This window comes from Pseudomonas sp. TMW22089 (assembly GCF_022496645.1).
Lineage (GTDB): Bacteria > Pseudomonadota > Gammaproteobacteria > Pseudomonadales > Pseudomonadaceae > Aquipseudomonas > Aquipseudomonas paraversuta.
Genome location: NZ_SCFG01000031.1, coordinates 1 through 20,663 on the forward strand (window position 1 = coordinate 1; position 20,663 = coordinate 20,663).

The window sequence follows — 20,663 nt, forward strand, 5'->3', positions numbered from 1 at the left end:
AGGTGCTCTTCCGCAAAAAATAGTGAACTGACAGGAGGAAAGGTCTGTTTTTCGATTAAGTCGGTGTTTTTTGAACCTCAGACAGCTAGACCGTTAAAAACGGCTGCTTACTTCAGACCTTCCTTAAGGGGTACGCCTCTGCTTTTCAGAGTGTATTCTAATAATTCCTTATGCGGCATTGAGCGGAGACAATGAAAATGAAAAAAAGTTCTGGATTGAAACGAAGTCTGAACTGTTTTTTTTCGTTATTGGTCACTTGCCCGGTTGTAGTCTTTGCCGGGGAAGGCGGGGCCTGCCGGCTGCCGGCGCAGAATGCGTTGAGCGGTCAGGTCGAGCTGGACGGTTCTTGTACCTATACCCAGTCTTTGCGTCTACCTGCGAGTAATACGCATCTGAACTGCAAGGGCGCTACGCTGGACGGTGGGAATAATATCCCTATTGGTATTGTTATTGGTGGGGGTAAAAAGAAGATCGAGAATGTAACGGTTGAAAACTGCCGTATTCAGAATTTCAAAAATCGTGGCATCAGTATTACTTCCGGCTTTCGTATCAAAGACCTTTCTGCCGACCGGAATGCGAACTATGACGTGGCGCCCAGTCATATTGTGATCGACAATGTCACTGTGTTAAACAGCGGTCGTGGTGGTGTGTATTTTGACAGCTATACGACGGACTCCACGCTAAAAAACTCCACTATTCAAGACTCAGGTAACGTCGGTGTCTATCTGGAGCAGGGGACGCAGCGCCTGAATATTGTCAACAACACCATTCAGGGCAATGGTAAGGCGGGGAAGCGTGAAGGCTTGTCCGTTGACTCCTCGGCGCATAATACGATTGAGGGGAACCGGTTCATAGGGAATACGCGCGGCGGGGTACTTATGTACAAAAACTGCGGGGAAAACTTTCTGTCCGGAAAGTCTGCACTTCGTTGGCAGTCAAGTGATTTTAATACCGTCCGGAATAATACCTTTACCAATGAGCGTGTCGGTGTCTGGATTGCCTCGCGTCAAGGTAAGGACTTGAGCAAGTGGGGATGCGGTGATCCAGCTGTGGATCCGAGTGGAAAGTACTACAAGGATTACGCCAATAATAATGTTGTTGAGGATAATGTGTTTTGTCATACCAAGACGGCTGTTCGCGTTGAGGGTGACAACAATAAAATCATGAGGAATCGTATTGGCGGCGCCAGTCGAGAGCCTGTGCTCGAACCTTATAAATATACAAAAAAACCGGATGGCCAGAACACGCAAGGCAACACAGTCGAAGGTAATGACACCGTTGAGTGTTCCCCTGAAGGTAAGTGACGACGGTAGAGAAACCTGCCGTTTTGATGTAAAAAGGTAGACCTTCTCGGGGGGAGGTCTCCTTTGTCGAGTGAGGGCAGGTGCTCACACGCCTGTGAACTGCTTGTGCGTATGTGAGATGCATTCCAGGTCTCGACTTTTATTAAATAATAGGTTTGTTGGTATGGACACGTTTTCGGAGATGGAAGGTAAGCATTTCAAGATCGTTGAGCGTGCAGGCTCCAGGCGTCTCATGGTTTTTTTGGCGGGTACAGATAAAACCGACGGGAAATTTGATTTTTGGCACGTTGCGAATGCCCAGTCGTCTCACTTGTTGTTCTTTAATAACGGTCGGAACGAATGGTACCAACAAGGGATCCCCGGTTTTGGTGACAGCCATGAAGGCACCGTAGAAAAGCTAAAGTCCCTTGTTCAATACTTACAAGTTGACGAGGTGTTTTTTGTGGGCGTCAGCATGGGTGGTTATGGTGCGGTTTTATATGGCGCTGCCCTGGATGCAAAAGTGCTGGCCTTTGGTTACGATACCAAGCTGAAGATTAAGGGCAGTCGCAGTCTGAAGCGAATGCCTAAAAATGTTCCCCTTGCATTTCCCGATCTGCGTCCGCTGATTGAGGCCTCGAAAGTTGAAATTTTGCAAATTGCAGGCGAGTGTGACTCTCTTGATTTGCTTTCAGCTGCGCATATTCAGGACATGAAGCAAGTTAAGACCATTACCTTGACGGGTGTTGGTCATGGTGGTGCGCCTTTTATTAAAGATCATTATGGTTTGTCTGAGTTTATTGCCCTGTGGGCCGACGATCAGCCGCTGCCGGAAATTATCGAGGCCGGTGCCTCGGTGAGTAACGGGCCTCTGGTCAGGGCGCTCTATAAAACGTTTCTGGCCTTCCAGGAAAAGGACTGGCTAAAAGTTGAGCTCGAAGCAGCCGTTGCGCTCAAGCTTGATCCAAGGCATGAATACTCAAACTATCTGCTGGGCACAAGTTTGTTGGAGGTCAAGCGGATAGAAGAGGCTCTGGCGCCATTGCTTATGTCTGTCGGCTCGGCACCGCATTACAGGGGGCGCGTTATCGTCTCGGCCGGGCATTGATGCTTAATAAGCGCCATGGGTATGCGAAAGTGCACTTTATGGCCTATCTGAAACGTAATCCAACGGCTCACACTGTGTTGATGATGCTGTCGGATATATATGCGAGAGAGGGGAATCTTCAGATGGCAAGGCAGTACTTGCTCGAAGCTCTTGAGCATGGCGGGGATGCAGAGAAAATAGAACCTCGTCTGGCCAAGCTGGCGGCCTGATTGTTACGGCATCGCCATACCTTTTCAGGGCTGTAATGGATTTCTCCAAACAAAAACGCCAAGACCTAGGGTCTTGGCGTTTTTGTTTAACGGCAGTATTTTTCCGTTTACTGAATACCTGTTACTCGGCCTAGCATCATCGTCTGCACAACAGGGCTGATGATTTTTTGCCATTCATGCACTGCCGAGTTGGTGACATAGATGGTGTCATCCGGCTTGATCACGACCTGACGAGCATAGAAGATCGCTGCCGGGTCGCGCATGTCGAGGCGCAGAACGGTAGGTTTGGCCTGTTTGCCTTCGCCCATGCGGAATATAAATACGCCTTCAGGGTTGGCGCTGCCTTCTTTCAATCCGCCGACACTGCTCAGGGCATCCAGCAAGCTGGTATTTTGCGCTGGCAGATCTTTCAGTCCTGGCTCAGCCACGGCGCCCATGGCCACGAAGCGCTGACGGGCGCGTTCGAGTATGACTTCCGAGTTCGGGCGCAGCACCATGTTGTTGCCGGCCAGAATGTCTTCGTAATTGAACTGTTGAACCTGGCTACCGGTACGCACGGTAACGTTGACCAGATGCGGTTCCATTACCGGTCCGCCCGCCTGGTTGACGGCATCGAGCAAGGTCAAAGGCCCTTGCAGGGTGCTGAAGCGCCCCGGGGACTTGACTGCGCCCGCAACCAGTACCGAGCCTGACAGGTCGCCAACCAGTTCGACGTGGGTTTGCACGTCGGTGGTCATGCCTTTGAGCTGCTTGACGATCAATGCCTCAACTTGGGTGAGGGTCAGGCCTGCCACAAAAGGCTGGCCTACATAGGGCAGTGAAATCGTGCCCTGGTCGTTGATGCGTGTTTTAAGCTGAGTGCCGCCAGTGGACAGCGGGGCAAATAGCGCCGAGCCCTCCGGTGCGTTGTCGGTGATCAGGATGCTCAGGACATCACCGGGCATCAGTCGCGCCGAGGGGGCGAGCGGTTTTGCGATGTTGGCTTGCATCGGGCGCACGGCACCACGCATATAAGGTGCGATGGTGTTGGCGTTGATCTCCACCAGATTGTAGGTCGTGTTCTCGGACTCGATGGCACCCTTGTAAGGGCCAGCGCCGGATATCACGCCACTGCAGCCCGAGAGGCCGAGGATCGCCAGGGCCACTGTTGCCAGTTTCAGGTGGAACGAGTGGGAGAGAGTAAGGGATTTAATCACGGTGATCCTCGATCGAAGCCAGGATGAAGCGAGTAATGCCGTACAGCATCAGTAGGCCGAGCAAGATAGTTGCCAGGTTATACAGACGCTCTGGGTACAGTGCCTGTTGCGGGGTGTTCGGGCTTACGACCGTCACCAGGGTGCGGATCTTTTTGCTGGCTTCAATCCGTGCATTGTCGAGCGCAGCTACTGCGGTTTTGTAGCTGGCTTCGGCGATGCCTGCATCCAGTGTCAGTTGCTGGAAGGCTGAGGCGACTACGTTCAGCTGGGAGCCGTCCGTTGACGACACCAGCAGGCGTTTTTCCTTGGCCAGTTGCTGGGCGATGGCGCTAACCCTTTGCTTCTGCTGTTTCACTTGCGGCGAATCGGCGCGAAGCTTGAACTGCATCTCGGTCAACACGGCCTGTTCTTTGGTGTGCTGGGCTTCGAGGTCGGAAATGATGGTGGCACGGCTTTGTGCAGTGTTTGCGCCATCGAGCACTTTGTTGGTGTTCTGGAAGTCGATCAGTTCGGCTTTGCGATCGGCGTATTGAAGCCTTGCGGTTTCCAGCTCACTTTTGGCGAAGGTCATTTGTTCGCGGGCAATGCTGTGGCTGACTTCGTTTACGAAGTTCTCGCTGGCGGAAAGTATGGTGCGCAGCATTTGCTCCGAAAGCTCGGGGGTAAAGGCTTGCACTTCAACCCGCAACAGGCCGGTAGTTTCGTCGTAGTGGGCGGTTACCATGCGCTGGTAGTAGCTGAGCAGGTCTTCGCGCGAGGCGTCCTTGTTGAGCCAGAAGAACATGTCGCTGCGCTGGGCGGCATATTGCTCGATCCAGTGCAGGCGCTCTTCGAGCAACAACATCATGTCCATTGACCCGATGTATTCGCGCAGGTAGAGCGTCTCTTCCCTGGACGCGGGGTTGGTGCCGGTCAGCAGGGTAGCCAGGCCAGGCATGGCGGCGGCCTGGTTGCCACCGTCCTGACGAACGACGACCTGTGCACTGCTGACATAGCGATCGGCGGCGAATATGCCGTAGTAAATGGCCGCCAGTACCATTGGCAAAATCACCAGGCCGATAGCCAGGCGCCAGCGTCTGAGTTTACCCTTGCTGCTCATATGTGATGCATCCTTGAAGTCGAACGGTTCTGCTTTATAAAAGAGAGTATGAAGTCAGGCGTTGTAGGCTTTGATGCCTTCGGCTACGTCTTCGTAAACCTGGATCTCGCCATTGCGAACCAGCAGTACGATGTCGCAGATTTTTTGAACTTCATTCATGTTGTGGGTCACCAGCACGACTTTTGACTGCTGTAATTTTTCCTGGAATACGTCGGCACATTTACGTTTGAACTGTGCATCGCCGACGGACATCACTTCGTCGATCAGGTAGTAATCAAAATCGAAGGCCATGCTCAGGCCAAAGGCCACTCGAGAGCGCATTCCGGAGGAATAGGTCTTGATGGGCTCGTCGATCCAGTCGCCGATTTCGGCAAATTCCTGAACGTAGCGGATCTTGTCGCGCATGTCGTCGCCCATTGCGCCGTAGACGCGGCAGACAAACTTGATGTTTTCCCGGCCGGTCATGCTGCCTTGAAAACCGCCCGTCAAGCCTACCGGCCAGGAAATACTCCTGTCTGTAGCAACGGACCCGGAGTCAGGGATATCGGCACCGCCAAGCAGGCGCATCAGGGTCGATTTGCCTGCACCGTTGCGTCCGATAAGGCCGATATTCTTGCCTGGCGGAATCGACAACGAGAGGTTGCGGAACACATACCGACGTCCCTTCGGAGTCAAGTAGGATTTGGTAACGTTTCTAAGTTCGAACACGTTGGCCTGTACTCATCCGTTCTTCGTGGAAACCAGGTGCAAGCGGCGTGCGCGATAGCTACCCATGGCAATAAACAGCAGCACTATCGTGATGCAGATCACGTAACCTTCCGACACGCCATCCACAGGGGTGTAGTGCGGCAAGACCTCAGCGCGGATCAGCTCGACAATGTGCAGGAAAGGGTTTAGCAGCAACACCGGCATCATCGCTTGTGGCAGGTAAGCAGCAGGTACCAATACGCCGGAAATGAAATACAGCGGGAAAAAGGCCATGCGAATGACCACCTTCAGGCTGGGCAGGGCATGGGTGATCAATGCCAGTACCATGCCCAGGCTAAACGCAAACAACAGGCCCACGGCCAGTGTCGTCACCCACATCAGCGGGTTGGCCACCGACATGTCGAAGCCGTACCACGCGAAAGCAAATACCAGAATCGCGTACACCGTGGCACTGATGCAGGTTTCCACCAGTACCCGGGCGACATAGGTGTCCAGAGGCTTGATTTGCTTGTAGCCAAACAGCGAGCGGTTTTCCCGCAGGCTGTCCATCAGGCGCAAGGCGGTGTTGCGGTAGAGCAGGAAGGGAGCCATCGCGACCAGGACAAATACCGGGTACTCAACGTCAGCGACGGTACGTCCACGAATGACCGCGAATAAAATACTGAAGATAAGCAGGTGGCATATGGGCTCGATGAGAGTCCATACGGCGCCCATGCGGCGCACGCCAAAACGTGCCCGGGCTTCGCGCAGCACCAGGGCGAAGATCACCGATTTTTGAATCTGGAGCGAGGATCGAGGCTTCAATATGTTTACCGCAATGCAGAGCCGCGCAAATGAATGCGCCGGGGAATTCATTTTCAGGAAATGCAGAACCCCGCGCGGTAAAGCCGGGATTCGAGAGTCTTCCATGTTCTGGGGGCAGGGAGATTAATCGTTTCGTAGTATGAGCGTCAATAAAGAAGCGCCTTTGTATACAGGACAGCTCCTAAAATTATTGTGAATCGCATATTAAAGCGGCGGGTGATTTCTCGAGACACAAGAAATTATAAAGAGTTCAGCGCAATATCCAAAAACCACTGCCGGGGCTGGATTCGAGTTGTTTTTTTCTTGAATTTATTGGGTGTCATTGCCCGTTTTGAGAAAAACAGGTTTGCGCTGAGGCTTTGCTGTGTAGCGAAAGACAGTTCGGCTGCCGGCATGACTGCGGTCGCAGTTTTCACGGGTGCCCGTCTGTCAGTGAAGTTCCACGTTCTTATTGAGGTGGATCCGCCAGGCATTTATCAGGGCGCCAAGGAGGGTGACGGTGACGACAGTGCAAATAACGGTGATCCAGATCATTTTTGGATTCCTTTTGCTGTACTACCCGTATAACCCTCGAAAGTTACAAACTTGCGACGGCCCCTGCGCCTTGCTCCTTACTGAGGATAGACCGTCTGCGCGGGTATTTTTGCGTTTGGGGAAATGACAGCCCGCAACTGCTGTCTGCGGTACATGGAACCGTGTTGTGTTGGTCCCCCAGCAATCGATCTCAGTCGGGCCACTACGTTGCTTGAAGGCTGATGCCCGGGGTGTGGCCATGATCCATCCGTCGAAATCTCGGCCTGAACAATTGACCGGATTCGCTCTACACAGTTAACTGTATATACATACAGTCAACTAAAGGGCGCGTGTCATGGGCTTCACTGTTTTGGGTCCTCTTGCTGAAGGTGGCATTCGCCTGCCGATGTGCTCGTTCAAGATTCCTGCCGGGTTTCCGTCACCGGCGACGGATCATATGGATAAGCAAATCTCGCTGGATGAAGTGCTTAACGTGCGGGCTCCGCATGTTTATCTGGTGACGATCGATGGCGACAGCATGCAGGGCGTCGGGATTTTTGCCGGGGATGTGGCAGTGGTTGACCGCTCCATCGAGCCTGCCCACGGGCATGTGGTGGTCGCGCTGCTCAATAATGATCCGGTCTGCAAGCGTCTGTGCCTGCGGGGCAAGAGGGTCATTCTGGGTTCAGAGAACCCCAGATACCCGGATCGCTATGTGATGGAAGGCGATGACCTTTCGATCTGGGGCGTGATCACCTATAGCGTGCGCAACCATGGCCATTAAGTGCGATCCGGTGTTCGCCCTGATCGATTGCAACAGCTTTTATGCCAGTTGCGAGCGGGTGTTTCGCCCGGATCTGGCGAAAGTGCCGATTGTGGTGCTGAGCAATAACGATGGCTGCGTCATCGCCCGCAGTTATGACGCCAAACCCCACATCAAGATGGGTGAGCCGTACTTTCAGATCAAGCACCGGCTGGAGCAGCTGGGTATCGTGGCATTTTCGTCGAACTATGCGCTGTATGGCGACATGAGCGAGCGGGTGATGAGCCTGATCGAGGCGCAGGTGCCGGCGGTGGAGGTCTATAGCATCGATGAGTGTTTTGCCGATTTGACCGGTATTGCCGATGCCAGCGCCATGGGTTGCCAGTTGCGCAGCCGTGTCCTGCAGTGCACGGGGATCCCGGTCGGGGTCGGGATCGCGCACACCAAAACCCTGGCCAAGCTGGCCAATCACACGGCCAAACGCTTACAGGAGCAAACCGGCGGGGTGGTCAATCTGTGTGGTGAGCATCAGCGGCACTGGGTATTGCGTAATACGGCGGTGAGCGAGGTGTGGGGAGTAGGGCGGCGGATGACGGCTCATCTGCAGGGGATGGGGATTCGCACGGCCATGGACCTGGCCAGCGCTGAGCCGTGGATGCTGCGCAAGAGGTTCAGTGTGGTAATCGAGAAAACCGCCCGGGAGCTGTCGGGCACGCCGTGCCTGGAGCTGGACGAACCTGATCCTCCCAGGCAGGAAATCTGCTGCAGTCGCATGTTTGGCAAGCGCCTGACCAGCGTGGCGCCAATTAAAGAGGCGGTGGCCACTTATATGATGCGGGCTTCAGAAAAGCTCCGCGCGCAGAACTCCTATTGCACCAAGGTGCGGGTAAGTATTCGCACGGGCATGTTCAACCCTGACGAAGCCAAGTATGCCAAGGGGGTGGTAGTGACATTGCCATACCCGACCGATGATGTACGGCTGCTGACCAAGGCCGCGGTTGATGCTGTGGATAGCGTGTTTCAGCCGGGTTTCAGGTACAGCAAGGCTGAAGTGATGTTGCTGGACCTGCGCCAGCCGGGAGAGTTCTCCGATGATTTGTTTGCGCTTAATCAGCCGGCGGAGGCGACCCGGGTGATGTCGGTGCTGGATGCGATTAATCAGCGTTGGGGCAGGGGGACGCTACGGGCTGCCAGCGTGCCGGTGAATCCAGCCTGGGGCATGCGCCGGGAGTTGATGAGTCAGGGCTACACCACCCGACTGGATCAGCTGTGGCGGGTGTCCTAGGTGCGGCTCCCCGCTATCTGTGGGAGCTGGCTCGCCAGCGATGCAGACAACTCGGCATACCTGCCGGACCGCGGTGCAGCCATCGCGGGCAAGCCCGACTCCTACAAAGGGTGGAATGGTGTGGTTCCCCGGTACCTGTGGGAGCTGGCTCGCCAGCGATGCAGACAAATCGACATACCTGCCGGATCGCGGCACTGCCATCGCGGGCAAGCCCGGCTCCCACAAAGGGTGGAGTGGTGTGGTTCCCCGGTACCTGTGGGAGCTGGCTTGCCAGCGATGCAGACAACTCGGCATACCTGCCGGACCGCGGCGCAGCCATCGCGGGCAAGCCCGGCTCTCACATAAGGATGATCTGTGGGAGCTGGCTTGCCAGCGATGCAGACAACTCGGCATACCTGTCGGAGCGCAGTGCAGCCATCGCGGGCAAGCCCGGCTCTCACAAAGGGTGATCTGTGGGAGCTGGCTCGCCAGCGATGCAGACAACTCGGCATACCTGCCGGACCGCCGTGCAGCCATCACGGGCAAGCCCGACTCCCACAAAAGGTGATCGGTGTTGGTTGCTGTCTTAGAGGTATTTGACCAAGGCCAGGCCGGTTATATACAGCCCAAGGCCGAAGGTCAGGTGGGTGACCAGGCTTCTTTGTCGCGCCACCCAGGGTTTGGGGGTGTTTGCAGCAGCAATGCCCATGCCCCAGGCGGGCTGCATGATCAGCCAGGGCGCAGCGACGCTGATGACGCCGGTAATCAGGGCGGGCAGCAGGCTCGGGTGTTGGAGCCAGGCGCTGCCGGCAACGGCCACCAGTGCTGCGGCGAAAATGATGCCGGTCAGGTAGTGAAAAACCCAGCCCGCAATGCGTTCATTGCGGGTTGGGGCGGCGGCTGCAATCGAGGTGTGACGGAATTGCCCCTGCAGCATATGCCCCAGCCAGCGGCCGACGAGCCGGTAGTCGAGGGACGGGATCTTGAAGGCGCGGGTTTTGATCGCGGCCACAAGGTCCATGAACAGGGTCGCGCCTATACCCAGGGCGGCTGCGTTAATAATGATTTCAACCATGGTCATTTCAATTATCCCTTGCCTGTCATGTCTTCTGATTGCTTGAATTGACAAGTGTGCAAGTTCAAGCCGACTTGAGGTCAAGCATGAAAGAGCTGGTCATTGGAGAGGTGGTAAGGCGTTCGGGTGTCGCGGCATCGACTTTGCGCTACTACGAAGAGAAAGGGCTGATCCGCTCCATAGGACGACGGGGCTTGAGCCGGGTGTTTTGCGCGGATGTGCTGGAAAAACTGTCATTGATCGCGCTCGCCCAGTCACTGACTTTTTCACTGGATGACATCGCACATATGGTCAGCGCCGATGGCAGGCCGGCGCTTGATCGCGCGCAGCTGTTGGCAAAGGCCGATGAGCTGGAGCAGGTGATTGTCCGGCTCAGTGCCGCACGGGATGAACTGAGGCGTGCAGCGGTCTGCCCTGCGGCCAGTCATGTGGAGTGCCCGAGCTTTCAGCAGCTGCTGGAGACTGCCGCCAGGGGAGGATCAAAACATTGAGATGAGCCCGTGGAGTAATGCCCTCAAGGGTGCTTTACTCATTCTCTAACCGGCGATTCTCAACGATGGACAAGGCAGTCCGCGAGGTAGAAACAGCCTCTTCCCTTGAGGGCTTTACATGTCCACTGTGCCCGCCACACTGTTGATCGTTGACGATGAAGTCCAGATGCGCACCTTGCTCGACACCCTGTTGCTCAATCAGGGTTACTACACGCTTACCTCCAGCTGCGGCGCAGAAGCGCTGACTGTCGCACAGCAACACATACCGGATCTGATCCTGCTGGATATCAAAATGCCGGGCATGGATGGTTATGAAGTTGCCCGCCAGCTCAAGAGCAACAGTTTGACCGCCAATATCCCGATCATCATGCTTTCCGAGCCCGGGGATCAAAGTGCCCGCATCTCTGGCCTGGAGGCCGGGGCCGAGGACTTCCTCAGCAAGCCGGTGTCCAATACCGAACTGTGGGGGCGGGTGCGTAACCAGTTAAGGCTCAAGGCATTTGGCGACTTTCGGGTTGACCCTGTGCTGGAACGGCATGTTGAACAAGACTCCTCCGGGTCCGGTCTGAGCCACAAGGTCAGTACCGAGATCAACCGCACCCGTGCGATCGAGCATTTCACAGCGCTGGATATCGAGCAGCAGCAGATGCAAGCGGCATTGCGCGACGCGGTGCGCAAGCAGGCTCTGGATTTGGTTTACCAACCCAAAATCGGTCTGGCTGACGGTCAGATTTGCGGGGTGGAGGCGCTGTTGCGCTGGTACCGACCGGGGCTGGTGACTATCTCGCCGGGGGTTTTTGTTCCCGTGCTTGAGAGCCTGGGGCTGATCTCAGAGGTCGGGCAGTGGGTCATCGACACGGTGTGCCGGCAAATTGCCAACTGGCAGCGCGCCGGTCTGGATGTGGTGCCGGTGGCGGTGAACGTATCGGCTCAGCAGTTGCTCGAGGGCGACCTGATCCATGACATTCAGCAGTCCCTCGGCGCGCACCGGGTTGACGCCAAATGGCTGGAAGTCGAGCTCACCGAGAGCTCGCTGGTGGTGAATACGCCGCGCACCATCGCCAGCTTGTTAAAACTCAAGGAAATCGGGATCAACATCTCCATCGATGACTTTGGCACGGGCTATTCGAGCCTGGCTTCGCTGGTGCGTTTTCCCATCGACAAGCTGAAAATTGACATCTCCTATATCCGCGAAATCACCCGCAACCCGCAGGATGCAGCGATTGCCCGCACCATCATTGAACTGGCCCGCAGTCTTGATATGAAAGTCATCGCCGAAGGCGTGGAAACCCGCGATCAACTGGCGTTTTTGAGCGACAACGGTTGCGACCAGCTGCAAGGGTTCCTGTTTTGCCGGCCGTTACCCGCAAGAGAACTGGAACCCTTGTTGCGTGAACCCCGCAGCTTTATCTGAAGGCTCGCTGCCCGGGCAATATCAGGGGTAGCTCACCACCTGCACCCAGTTCGCGCCCTTGCCCGAAGGTGCAGTGGCGTGGCGCGAGAGGGTGCCGTCTTCAGGGTCAATGGCGTACACCCCGACCTGCGGGCTTTTCTCCCCGCTCACCAGCAACCATTGTCCCGAGGGATCTAGCGCAATGCCCCGTGGTTGTTGCTCGACTTTAATGTTCTGCACAAAGCCGGGCAGCCCCGTCTTGCTGTCGATGGCAAACACGCTGACCGTGCTGCCAGTGCGCTCGGAGGTGTAGAGGTGGCGTGCGTCCGGGGTCAGCTTGATATCGGCGGCCCAGATCAGATTGGACGCCAGTGGCGGCGGGGTCGGCTGGCCGGGTTTGATCATCGGGCGGGCGACACCGCGTACCAGGCCGGAGTCCGCCGGTATTGCACTGACATCGCCGAGCTCGGTCAGGCGTCCGGTTTTCGGGTCGATGGCAAAGGTGGTGACGCTGCCGGCCATTTCGTTAAGCAAATAGAGGAAACGGTTGTCTGCCGAAATCACTGGATGACGCGGACCGCTGCCTTCAGGCAACTGAACCTGACCCAGGGGCGTGAGTTTGCCGCTGGCGGCATCGAATTTGAACTCCAGCAGGCGATCGGCGCCCAGATTGGCGGCGTACACGAAACGGTTGGTGCCATCGACAATGATCGAATGGGCGTTAGGCCCGGTCTTGATCACCTGCTGCACGTCATCGGTCACGATGCCGTCGGCATTGATCATATTGACGCTGACCAGGTCCTCGCCGTACGAGGCGCCAAACAGGTAATGGCCGTTCTTGTCGGTCGAGATATAGGCCAGGCTGTCGGCCACGGTCGAGTTCTTCAGGTGCTTGAGTGCACCGTTTTCAGGATCGATGGCGAAGGTGGCCATGGCATAGGGTTTGCCGCGAATGGACGCATAGAGCTTGCTGTGATCGGGGCTCAGGGCCAGGGGCATCACCCCCGGGCCGGCTTCGGTGGTGGCCAGGGGCTGCAGTTGACCCTGTGCAGTCAACGTATAACTGCTCAGGGTGCCATCGGTGGCGTTGGACACGTAGACATAGGTACTGGCCCAGCTCAGCTGGGTCAGGCTCATAAGCACGGCGCCAGTCAAGGTTTTCAGGGGTGTAGCTCGCAGCATCAGAAGGCTTTCTTATTGTTGTATGTTGTCGTACCTCTTTGCTGGATTGTTAGGTGGCTATCATTGTCCTGTCAATCAGTTTATGGGTGCTTGCGGTGCCCGTCAGGGTGCATCGCCGGTAGCGTCTTGTCCCTCAATGCCTACAGGCCCCAGCCGTCCCGTGCTGCCCGCCGTATCCCTTCCAGCAACATCGCGAATGCCGGGTTGTCATTGTTTTCGCGCCAGATCAGATGCAGTTCGCTCTGCACCCCTTCGCCCAGATCGATATCGCGAAACACCACATTCTTGAACGCCACGCTGGAGGCGCAACGCGGCACCAGGGCCAGGCCCATCGCCGCATTGACCAGCGCCAGAATGGTCAGTGACGAGCCCAGCCACTGCACGTACTGCGGGGTCACGCGGGCAGAGCGCAGGGTGCCGGTCAGCAGTTCGTTGAAGGGCGGGTAGGCGGCATGGGAGTACATCAGGAAGGGCTGTGCATCGAGGTCTTTGACATTCACGCTAGCAGCGCTGGCCAGTGGGTGGCTGCCGGGCACCGCCAGCACGAACGGCTCGCGTACCAGGCATTCAGTGGCGTAGCCGGGCTCCAGCAGGGGCGCGCGGGCGATGCCAAGGTCGATGCGCCACGCGCGTAACGCTTCATGTTGCTGATAGGTGTTCATCTCTGACAGATCAATTTTGACCTGGGGCTGCTTGAGCCGGGCCTCGGCGATGACCTTGGGCAAAAATTCATACACTGCGCTACCGACGAAACTGATGTTGACCGTGCCAATGTCGCCTTCAGCGAAGCGCCGCGCGGTGATCGCGGCTTGTTGGGCGCGTTCCAGCAAGTTCTGGGCTTCGATGAAAAATGCCCGCCCGGCAGCGGTCAGGGCGACGCTGCGGGTGGTACGGGTGAACAGCTCGACTCCCAGGTGATGCTCCAACAGTTGAATCTGTCGGCTGAGGGGCGGCTGGGTCATATTCAGCCGCTCGGCGGCACGCCGGAAGTTGAGCTCGGTGGCCACCGTGGTGAAGCAACGCAGTTGGGTCAGTTCGAACATTGATCTAATTCCGGTATCAATCCAGTGCCAAGTTAGATTAGACCGGGAACAATGTCCGCGTCCATGATCGCCCTGTCCCTAAAAAAACAATGATCGGGAGTCCCCCTTGAATACCCTCCAGAGTCTGCCAGACCCCACGGTGCTTGCCCGCGCCGCGGCCAAGGTCAAGCGTCATGTCTTGCCCCTGTTTGTGGTTATGTTCATCGTCAACTACATCGACCGGGTCAATATCGGCTTTGTCCGCAGCCACCTGGAAACCGACCTGGGCATTGGCGCTGCCGCCTATGGCCTGGGGGCCGGGCTGTTCTTTGTTGGTTACGCGATATTCGAAGTGCCCTCCAACCTGCTGCTGCAACGCTATGGCGCCCGCGCCTGGCTGACACGCATCATGTTTACCTGGGGCGCAGCGGCAATGGCGATGGCCTTTGTGCGCGGCGAAACCAGTTTCTATGTATTGCGCTTTATTCTCGGCGCCGCTGAAGCGGGGTTCTTTCCCGGGATCATTTACTACTTCACCCAATGGCTGCCGTCGACCGAACGCGGCAAGGCCATGGCGATCTTTCTCAGCGGCTCGGCCATTGCTTCGGTGATCTCGGGGCCGGTGTCCGGGGCGTTGCTCAATGTCAGCGGCATGAGCCTGCATGGCTGGCAATGGATGTTCCTGATTGAAGGCTTTGCCTCGATCGTGCTCTGTGCCTTCGTCTGGTTCTGGCTGCAGTCGCATCCACGCCAGGCGAAATGGCTGAGCGAAGAAGAGAAGGCTGCATTGCTGGGGGCCAGTGCACTGGAGCAGCAGGCCCGGGAAAGCGTGCAGACGGTCAGGCCGTCGATGTTCAAATTGCTGGCCGACAAACAGATCGCGCTGTTCTGTTTTATCTATTTCTCGATTGCCCTGACCATCTATGGCGCGACGTTCTGGCTGCCGAGCATGATTAAAAAGATGGGCAGCTTCGGCGACTTTCAAGTCGGGCTGTTCAACTCGATTCCGTGGCTGATTTCCATCGTCGCGATGTACGGCTTCGCGGCTTTGGCCAGCAAATGGAAACACCAGCAGGCCTGGGTGGCGCTGACTCTGGTAATCGCGGCGCTGGGCATGTTCATGTCCACCATCGGCGGGCCGGTATTCGCCTTCGTTGCCATCTGTTTTGCGGCCATTGGCTTCAAGGCCGCCTCGGCTTTGTTCTGGCCGATTCCACAGGGCTACCTCGATGCGCGCATCGCTGCCGCGGTAATTGCCCTGATCAACTCCATCGGCAATCTGGGCGGGTTTGTGGCGCCCACCGCGTTCGGTTTTCTGGAGCAGAGCACCGGCTCTATCGAAGGCGGCCTGTACGGGTTGGCGGCCACCTCACTGGTGGCGGCAGCGGTGATCTTTTTTGTCCGTATGACCCCGCGCAATCAGTTCCTTGCCATCCAGCCCGAGGCCTGCGCAGCCATTACCCCGTCCCGGCATAACCCTTTGAAAACTGATCCAGCAGGAGCCGCTTCTTGAAAATCCAACGCGTCACTGTCACCCCCATCGCTTTCCGGGACCCGCCGCTGCTCAATGCCAGCGGCATTCATGAACCCTTTGCCCTGCGCTCGATCATCGAGATCGAGAGCGACAATGGCTACATTGGCCTGGGCGAGAGCTACGGCGATGCTCCGGCACTGGCCATCCAGCAGCAGTTGCAGGAGCAACTCATAGGTCTCGATCCGTTCAATCTCAATCAGTTGCGGGCCATTGTGCAGGCCACAGTGGCGGCCAATAAACCGCGGAGCATGGCGGGGGCGGAACTGGCCCCCGGCTCCCATGCCAGCAAAGCGGTGAGCAACGCCTATTCGGCCTTTGAAGTGGCGTTTCTTGACCTGCAGGCGCATTACCTGAAGGTGCCGCTGGTGGACCTGCTCGGCGGCGCGGTGCGCGATGAGATTCCCTTCAGTGCCTACCTGTTCTTCAAATACGCCGAGCATATTGATTCACCCTACAAGGCCGACGCCTGGGGCGAGGCACTGAACGAAGCACAAATCGTCGCCCAGGCCCGGCGCATGATTGAGGACTACGGCTTCAAAAGCATCAAGCTCAAGGCCGGGACACTGCCCCCGGAGCAGGAAGTGGCGTGCATCAAGGCGCTGAAAAAAGCTTTTCCCGGCTACCCGCTGCGCATTGACCCGAATGGCAACTGGTCGTTACCAACGGCCATTCGCATGGCGCAATTGCTGGGTGACGATCTGCAGTATTACGAAGACCCGACCCCGGGTCTGGAGGGCATGGCCGAATTGCACCGGCGCACCGGCTTGCCACTGGCAACCAACATGGTGGTCACCGACTTCGATGAGTTCCGCCGCAGCGTGGCCCTCAACAGCACACAGATTGTGCTGGCCGACCACCATTACTGGGGCGGGCTGCGTGACACCCAGGTGCTGGCCAAAATGTGCCAGACCTTTGGTCTGGGCGTGTCCATGCACTCCAACTCGCATTTGGGCATCAGCCTGATGGCCATGGCCCATGTCGCGGCCTCGGTGCCAAACCTGGACTATGCCTGCGACACCCATTACCCCTGGCAGGAGCCGGACGAAGAGGTGATCAAGGGTGGCAAAGTGCCGATTGTCGACGGTTGCGTGAAAGTCACACGGGCTCCGGGTCTGGGGCTGGAACTGGACTACGGGCAATTGGCCAGATTGCATGACCAGTTCCTCAGCTGCGGCATTCGCCAGCGCGATGACGTGAAGCAGATGCAGCGTTACAAGCCTGAGTGGAAGGCAGTCAAACCGCGCTTTTGATCGCTGCTACAGGTTGTGTGCAACGCCCGGGCATTGTGGGAGCTGGCTTGCCAGCGATGCAGACAATTCGACATTACTGCCGGACCGCGGTGCTGCCATCGCGGGCAAGCCCTGCTCCCACAAAGGGTGGAGTGGTGCGGCTGCCCGGTACCTGTGGGAGCTGGCTTGCCAGCGATGGCGGTTAGGCCATCGCGAGGTAATCCAGGTTGGGCGCAACGCCCGGGCATTGTGGGAGCTGGCTTGCCAGCGATGCAGACAAATCGACATGACTGCCGGCCCGCGGTGCTGCCATCGCGGGCAAGCCCGGCTCCCACAAAGGGTGGAGTGATGCGGCTCCCCGGTACCTGTGGGAGCTAGCTTGCCAGCGATGGCGGTGAGGCCACCGCGGGGTAATCCAGGTTGTGTGCAACGCCCAGGCTTTGTGGGAGCTGGCTTGCCAGCGATGCAGTGATGCCACCGCGAGGTAGTCCAGGTTGTGTGCAACGCCCGGGCTTGGTGGGAGCGGCCAGTAATATCAGTCGTGAGCCTGGTACACGGATTTACCCTCGACGATGGTTTCCAGCACTTTGATGTCCTTGATGTTCATCGGGTCGACTGTCGCAATGTCGTCCGACAGGACCACCAGGTCTGCGTATTTGCCGACCTCAATCGAGCCGCGCTCCTGCTCTTCGAAGTTCTGCCGGGCCGCGTTGATTGTGGTGGCGCGCAGGGCATCGGCCACCGGTACACGCTGCGCGGCACCCAGCACCTTGCCGCCGGTGGTCACCCGGTTCACCGCCGACCAGATCAGGCGCATCGGCTCCATCGGCACGATGGGGGTATCGGTATGGATGGTGTAGCGCAGGCCTCTGTCCTGGGCGGAACGGGCGGGGCTGATGCGCTCCGCGCGGTCCTTGCCGATGAATATATCGCGATGGCGGTCGCCCCAGTAGTAGGTGTGCAGCACGAAGAACGAAGGAATTATATTGAGTCGCTTGACCTCGTCGAGCTGATCTTCGCGCATCATCTGCGAGTGGATGATCACTTGCCGAGCATCCTCCCTCGGGTAGGTTTCCTGGGCCTTGCGATAGGCATAAAGCACATCGTCGATCGCCGCATCGCCATTGGCATGGATCATCATCTGGCGCCCGGATTTGTGCACGGCCAGCACCCGGGCTGCCAGCTCCTCACGGCTGAAACGGGGGAAGCCGCGGTAGGTCAGGTCGTTATTGAACGGGGTGTGGTAATGCTCGCTCAGGTAGCCTGTATAGCCTTGAATTGAACCGTCCGAAAACTCCTTGACTCCGCCGACCTTGATCATGCCGCTGGGCAGCGCAACTTGGTCCACCGCGTCCATGGTTTCCAGGCTGCTCCAGGTCATCACCCGGATAGGCAATTCTTTGGCCTGCACCGCATCTTCAAGCATTTTCAGCAGTGCCGGGGTGGTGCCGGCGCCGTGATTGGCGGTGGTCACGCCGTGGGCGGCATACCACTGGCCGGCAAGACGGATGCCTTCCCGTTGCAGGGGCTCGGTCAGGGCCGGGCGCAGTTTGCCCACCAGGGCCAGGGCCGACTCTTCCAGCACGCCATTGGGCTGGCCGTCGGCATCCTTGCGGATCACCCCGCCCGGCGGGTTGGGGGTACTGGCGGTGATGCCGGCCAGGGCCAGAGCGGCACTGTTGGCGACCGTGAGATGCCCCGAGACATGGGTGATGTAAATCGGCCGGGTGCTGGACACCCGGTCGAGATCGGCACGGGTCGGGTGGCGCTTTTCGGCCAGCAGGGTGTCGTCATAGCCGGCGCCGCTGATCCAGTCCCCGGGGCCGACCTTGGCCTGCTGGGCCTTGAGGCGCGCGACGATATCTTCGATGTTGCGCACATCGCCGATGGGCGGGCTGTTGAGGTCGGCGACAAAGGTCCCGGTGATTTTCGAACTGGCAAAATGACTGTGGGCATCATAGATCCCGGGGATCATGGTCTTGCCGTGCAGATCCACCACCCGGGTGTCGGGCCCGATGTAGCGGGCGAGGGCGTCGGACTCGCCCACCGCGAGGATTTTCCCGTCGCGCACCGCAACGGCCCGGGCCGTACTGTTGTCCTTGTCCACGGTCAGTACATTGGCATTGGTATAGACCACCTGGGCGTCGACTTTGGCCGGATCGGCGCTGGCGTTGACGGTCAGCGTGGCGAGCACTGCAAGCAGATAGTTGGCGTTCATTCAAATCCCCGGTGTATGGGTGGCTGCGATGGGTGTCAGGACATTTTTTGCCCCGGTGTCTGTCGCCGTACGCGGCTGCGACCGGGGTGCCGGGCCGCTATCAAGTGCCAGTTCATCGGCATCGGCCTGCTCGGCCGTCGACAGTTCTGAGGCCGTATGGCCAATACGCTTGAGCAGCATCAGCATGCACACCAGCGAAACCAGGGCGTAGCAGGCCGAGGCAATCGCCACGCCTATGATGCTGCCGGTGGAGTTGAGAATGCCCTGGGCCAGCACCGGGGTCGCACCGCCCACCAGCAATGAGCACAGTTGATAGGAGACCGACAGTCCGCTGTAGCGCACCTTGGTCGGGAAGGCCCGGGCCAGGATGCCGCCCACTGCACCGTAAAACATCGAATGGGGAATGGTCGCCAGGCACATGCCGAGCACGGCGATCCAGTAGATTTTGGTTTCCACCGCGAGGAACATCGCCGGCATCAGCAACAGCTCCGGGATCACCATAAAGGCCACGGCCTTGCGCATGTCGATCTTTGACACCAGCACCGCGCCGAACGGCTGGACCAGGAACTGCACCACCAGAGAAATGATGATCACGCTGAGAAAGGTGCTTTGGGCGTAGCCCAGTTCCTTGGTGGCCCAGGACAGGGCAAAGGTACTCTTGAAGTAAGTGACATGGATGATCGGCAGGACGCCGGCACACAGCAGCACAATCCGCCAGTGGTCGCGCAGCACGGCCACAACGGGCAGTTTGACGGTCTTCTTTTGTTCCATCAGGCGCTTCATGTCATCCGACTCTTCGAGCTTGAGACGAATCACCATGCCGACGATCACCAGTGCTGCGGAGAGCAGGAACGGAATGCGCCAGCCCCAGAGCATGAAGTCCGAGACCGGCAGGGCGCTGAGGGCGAAGAACACGATGGTCGCCAGCAGGTTGCCGGCGGGGGACCCCTGCTGGGCGAAAGCGGCATACAGGATGCCCTTGCCCTTGGGCGCATTCTCGCTGGCTATCAGAATGGCACCGCCCCATTCGCCACCCACCGCGATTCCCTGAATGACCCGCAGCACCACCAGTGCGATCGGGGCCCAGATACCAATTTGCAGATAGGTGGGCAACAGGCCGATGCAGGTGGTGGCCACGCCCATCATCACCAGGGTGATGACCAGGGTGGTCTTGCGCCCGATCTTGTCACCCAGGTGACCGAAGATAATGCCGCCTATGGGGCGCGCGATAAACCCGGCCCACAAAGTAAGAAACGACAGCATGGTGGCGGTGCCGGGGTTCAGGTCGGCGGGAAAGAACACTTTGCCGAACACCAGAGCAGCGGCAATGCCGTAGGCATAAAAGTCATACCACTCGATGGTCGTACCGATGAACGAGGCCACTCCGGCCTTGCGGGCTCTTTTGTGGGCGGCAACTTCCTGGGTGGCATTCATAGTTTTTTCCTGCTCATTATTATTGGTCTATGTCCTCTCCCGAACACCTGGAGAGGCTTGCACGGCACATCAGCCTCCAGGCGGGCGAGGAGGTCTGATGGCTGGAGCCTATACAGGCAGAATTGAAAAAAATAATGA

19 protein-coding genes are annotated in these 20,663 nt (G+C 57.8%); 10 read left to right on the top strand and 9 right to left on the bottom strand.

The window, feature by feature from the left end:
- Positions 1–191: 191 nt before the first annotated feature.
- The 3 genes from EQV90_RS19895 (at position 192) to EQV90_RS19905 (ending at position 2,600) form a co-directional block, all read left to right on the top strand.
- The gene (locus EQV90_RS19895) at positions 192–1,304 is read left to right on the top strand and encodes a right-handed parallel beta-helix repeat-containing protein (RefSeq protein ID WP_160627808.1); all 1,113 of its coding nucleotides are present in this window, start codon (positions 192–194) and stop codon (positions 1,302–1,304) included.
- 163 nt (positions 1,305–1,467) lie between these two features.
- Positions 1,468–2,391, top strand: a complete 924-nt coding sequence (locus tag EQV90_RS19900) for a hypothetical protein (RefSeq protein WP_240878567.1) — start codon at positions 1,468–1,470, stop codon at positions 2,389–2,391.
- 38 nt (positions 2,392–2,429) lie between these two features.
- Entirely contained in the window at positions 2,430–2,600 is a 171-nt protein-coding gene (locus EQV90_RS19905) for a hypothetical protein (protein WP_240878568.1), read from the top strand.
- A 107-nt stretch (positions 2,601–2,707) separates the two neighbouring features.
- Here the strand turns inward: EQV90_RS19905 and EQV90_RS19910 are convergent, their stop codons facing one another.
- The 4 genes from EQV90_RS19910 to EQV90_RS19925 all read right to left on the bottom strand — a co-directional run bounded on the left by EQV90_RS19910 (position 2,708) and on the right by EQV90_RS19925 (position 6,407).
- A complete protein-coding gene (locus EQV90_RS19910; RefSeq protein ID WP_037001841.1) occupies positions 2,708–3,796 on the bottom strand; it encodes a polysaccharide biosynthesis/export family protein in 1,089 nt (362 codons plus the stop codon).
- Positions 3,789–4,895, bottom strand: a complete 1,107-nt coding sequence (locus tag EQV90_RS19915) for an LPS biosynthesis protein (RefSeq protein ID WP_003446009.1) — start codon at positions 4,893–4,895, stop codon at positions 3,789–3,791. The genes EQV90_RS19910 and EQV90_RS19915 overlap by 8 nt, the downstream gene beginning before the upstream one ends.
- Before the next feature lie 54 nt (positions 4,896–4,949).
- The gene (locus EQV90_RS19920; protein ID WP_235972469.1) at positions 4,950–5,546 is read right to left on the bottom strand and encodes an ABC transporter ATP-binding protein; all 597 of its coding nucleotides are present in this window, start codon (positions 5,544–5,546) and stop codon (positions 4,950–4,952) included.
- A gap of 69 nt (positions 5,547–5,615) precedes the next feature.
- The gene (locus tag EQV90_RS19925; RefSeq protein ID WP_100917183.1) at positions 5,616–6,407 is read right to left on the bottom strand and encodes an ABC transporter permease; all 792 of its coding nucleotides are present in this window, start codon (positions 6,405–6,407) and stop codon (positions 5,616–5,618) included.
- A gap of 192 nt (positions 6,408–6,599) precedes the next feature.
- Between EQV90_RS19925 and EQV90_RS19930 the strand changes: the two genes are divergently transcribed.
- The 3 genes from EQV90_RS19930 to umuC all read left to right on the top strand — a co-directional run bounded on the left by EQV90_RS19930 (position 6,600) and on the right by umuC (position 8,968).
- Entirely contained in the window at positions 6,600–6,974 is a 375-nt protein-coding gene (locus EQV90_RS19930; RefSeq protein ID WP_148666177.1) for a hypothetical protein, read from the top strand.
- A 301-nt stretch (positions 6,975–7,275) separates the two neighbouring features.
- Positions 7,276–7,704: a S24 family peptidase gene (locus EQV90_RS19935; protein ID WP_003446004.1), complete on the top strand. Its 429-nt coding sequence runs from the start codon at positions 7,276–7,278 to the stop codon at positions 7,702–7,704.
- A complete protein-coding gene (gene umuC, locus EQV90_RS19940; protein WP_003446002.1) occupies positions 7,694–8,968 on the top strand; it encodes a translesion error-prone DNA polymerase V subunit UmuC in 1,275 nt (424 codons plus the stop codon). The genes EQV90_RS19935 and umuC overlap by 11 nt, the downstream gene beginning before the upstream one ends.
- Positions 8,969–9,533: 565 nt before the next feature.
- Here the strand turns inward: umuC and EQV90_RS19945 are convergent.
- A complete protein-coding gene (locus EQV90_RS19945) occupies positions 9,534–10,028 on the bottom strand; it encodes a DUF2938 domain-containing protein (RefSeq protein WP_010657287.1) in 495 nt (164 codons plus the stop codon).
- Positions 10,029–10,108: 80 nt separating this feature from the next.
- On the opposite strand from EQV90_RS19945, the gene EQV90_RS19950 reads away from it, so the two are divergent.
- Both EQV90_RS19950 and EQV90_RS19955 read left to right on the top strand, forming a co-directional pair.
- Positions 10,109–10,513, top strand: a complete 405-nt coding sequence (locus tag EQV90_RS19950; RefSeq protein ID WP_003445988.1) for a helix-turn-helix domain-containing protein — start codon at positions 10,109–10,111, stop codon at positions 10,511–10,513.
- Between the two features lie 118 nt (positions 10,514–10,631).
- Positions 10,632–11,927 carry an EAL domain-containing response regulator gene (locus EQV90_RS19955; RefSeq protein WP_240878569.1) on the top strand — a complete coding sequence of 432 codons (1,296 nt, stop codon included), beginning with the start codon at positions 10,632–10,634 and terminating at the stop codon, positions 11,925–11,927.
- A 21-nt stretch (positions 11,928–11,948) separates the two neighbouring features.
- On the opposite strand, the gene EQV90_RS19960 is transcribed toward EQV90_RS19955, so the two are convergent.
- Together EQV90_RS19960 and EQV90_RS19965 are read right to left on the bottom strand one after the other, a co-directional pair.
- Positions 11,949–13,043, bottom strand: a complete 1,095-nt coding sequence (locus tag EQV90_RS19960; RefSeq protein ID WP_238839956.1) for a lactonase family protein — start codon at positions 13,041–13,043, stop codon at positions 11,949–11,951.
- Positions 13,044–13,228: 185 nt separating this feature from the next.
- Positions 13,229–14,131 (bottom strand): LysR family transcriptional regulator, encoded by a 903-nt coding sequence (locus EQV90_RS19965; protein WP_003445985.1) that lies wholly within the window; start codon positions 14,129–14,131, stop codon positions 13,229–13,231.
- A 106-nt stretch (positions 14,132–14,237) separates the two neighbouring features.
- Between EQV90_RS19965 and EQV90_RS19970 the strand changes: the two genes are divergently transcribed.
- Both EQV90_RS19970 and EQV90_RS19975 read left to right on the top strand, forming a co-directional pair.
- Positions 14,238–15,623 carry an MFS transporter gene (locus EQV90_RS19970; RefSeq protein WP_240878570.1) on the top strand — a complete coding sequence of 462 codons (1,386 nt, stop codon included), beginning with the start codon at positions 14,238–14,240 and terminating at the stop codon, positions 15,621–15,623.
- On the top strand, positions 15,620–16,894 hold the full coding sequence (locus EQV90_RS19975; RefSeq protein ID WP_160627792.1) for a glucarate dehydratase family protein: 1,275 nt from the start codon (positions 15,620–15,622) through the stop codon (positions 16,892–16,894). Before EQV90_RS19970 ends, EQV90_RS19975 begins: the two co-directional genes overlap by 4 nt.
- Before the next feature lie 514 nt (positions 16,895–17,408).
- Here the strand turns inward: EQV90_RS19975 and EQV90_RS19980 are convergent.
- Complete coding sequence (locus EQV90_RS19980) at positions 17,409–19,091, bottom strand: amidohydrolase (RefSeq protein WP_003445976.1); 1,683 nt, start codon at positions 19,089–19,091, stop codon at positions 17,409–17,411.
- Positions 19,092–20,525 carry an MFS transporter gene (locus tag EQV90_RS19985; protein ID WP_003445975.1) on the bottom strand — a complete coding sequence of 478 codons (1,434 nt, stop codon included), beginning with the start codon at positions 20,523–20,525 and terminating at the stop codon, positions 19,092–19,094. It abuts the gene before it with no gap.
- Positions 20,526–20,663 lie beyond the last annotated feature (138 nt).

Excerpts from the sequence above, each read along its gene's own strand:
- EQV90_RS19905 (WP_240878568.1), top strand. The coding sequence starts at position 2,430 with ATGGCCTATCTGAAACGTAATCCAACGGCTCACACTGTGTTGATGATG.
- EQV90_RS19935 (WP_003446004.1), top strand. The coding sequence starts at position 7,276 with ATGGGCTTCACTGTTTTGGGTCCTCTTGCTGAAGGTGGCATTCGCCTG.
- EQV90_RS19955 (WP_240878569.1), top strand. The coding sequence starts at position 10,632 with ATGTCCACTGTGCCCGCCACACTGTTGATCGTTGACGATGAAGTCCAG.
- EQV90_RS19980 (WP_003445976.1), bottom strand. The coding sequence starts at position 19,091 with ATGAACGCCAACTATCTGCTTGCAGTGCTCGCCACGCTGACCGTCAAC.
- EQV90_RS19945 (WP_010657287.1), bottom strand. The coding sequence starts at position 10,028 with ATGACCATGGTTGAAATCATTATTAACGCAGCCGCCCTGGGTATAGGC.
- EQV90_RS19895 (WP_160627808.1), top strand. The coding sequence starts at position 192 with ATGAAAATGAAAAAAAGTTCTGGATTGAAACGAAGTCTGAACTGTTTT.
- EQV90_RS19950 (WP_003445988.1), top strand. The coding sequence starts at position 10,109 with ATGAAAGAGCTGGTCATTGGAGAGGTGGTAAGGCGTTCGGGTGTCGCG.
- EQV90_RS19960 (WP_238839956.1), bottom strand. The coding sequence starts at position 13,043 with ATGAGCCTGACCCAGCTGAGCTGGGCCAGTACCTATGTCTACGTGTCC.
- EQV90_RS19915 (WP_003446009.1), bottom strand. The coding sequence starts at position 4,895 with ATGAGCAGCAAGGGTAAACTCAGACGCTGGCGCCTGGCTATCGGCCTG.
- EQV90_RS19985 (WP_003445975.1), bottom strand. The coding sequence starts at position 20,525 with ATGAATGCCACCCAGGAAGTTGCCGCCCACAAAAGAGCCCGCAAGGCC.
- umuC (WP_003446002.1), top strand. The coding sequence starts at position 7,694 with ATGGCCATTAAGTGCGATCCGGTGTTCGCCCTGATCGATTGCAACAGC.
- EQV90_RS19965 (WP_003445985.1), bottom strand. The coding sequence starts at position 14,131 with ATGTTCGAACTGACCCAACTGCGTTGCTTCACCACGGTGGCCACCGAG.
- EQV90_RS19900 (WP_240878567.1), top strand. The coding sequence starts at position 1,468 with ATGGACACGTTTTCGGAGATGGAAGGTAAGCATTTCAAGATCGTTGAG.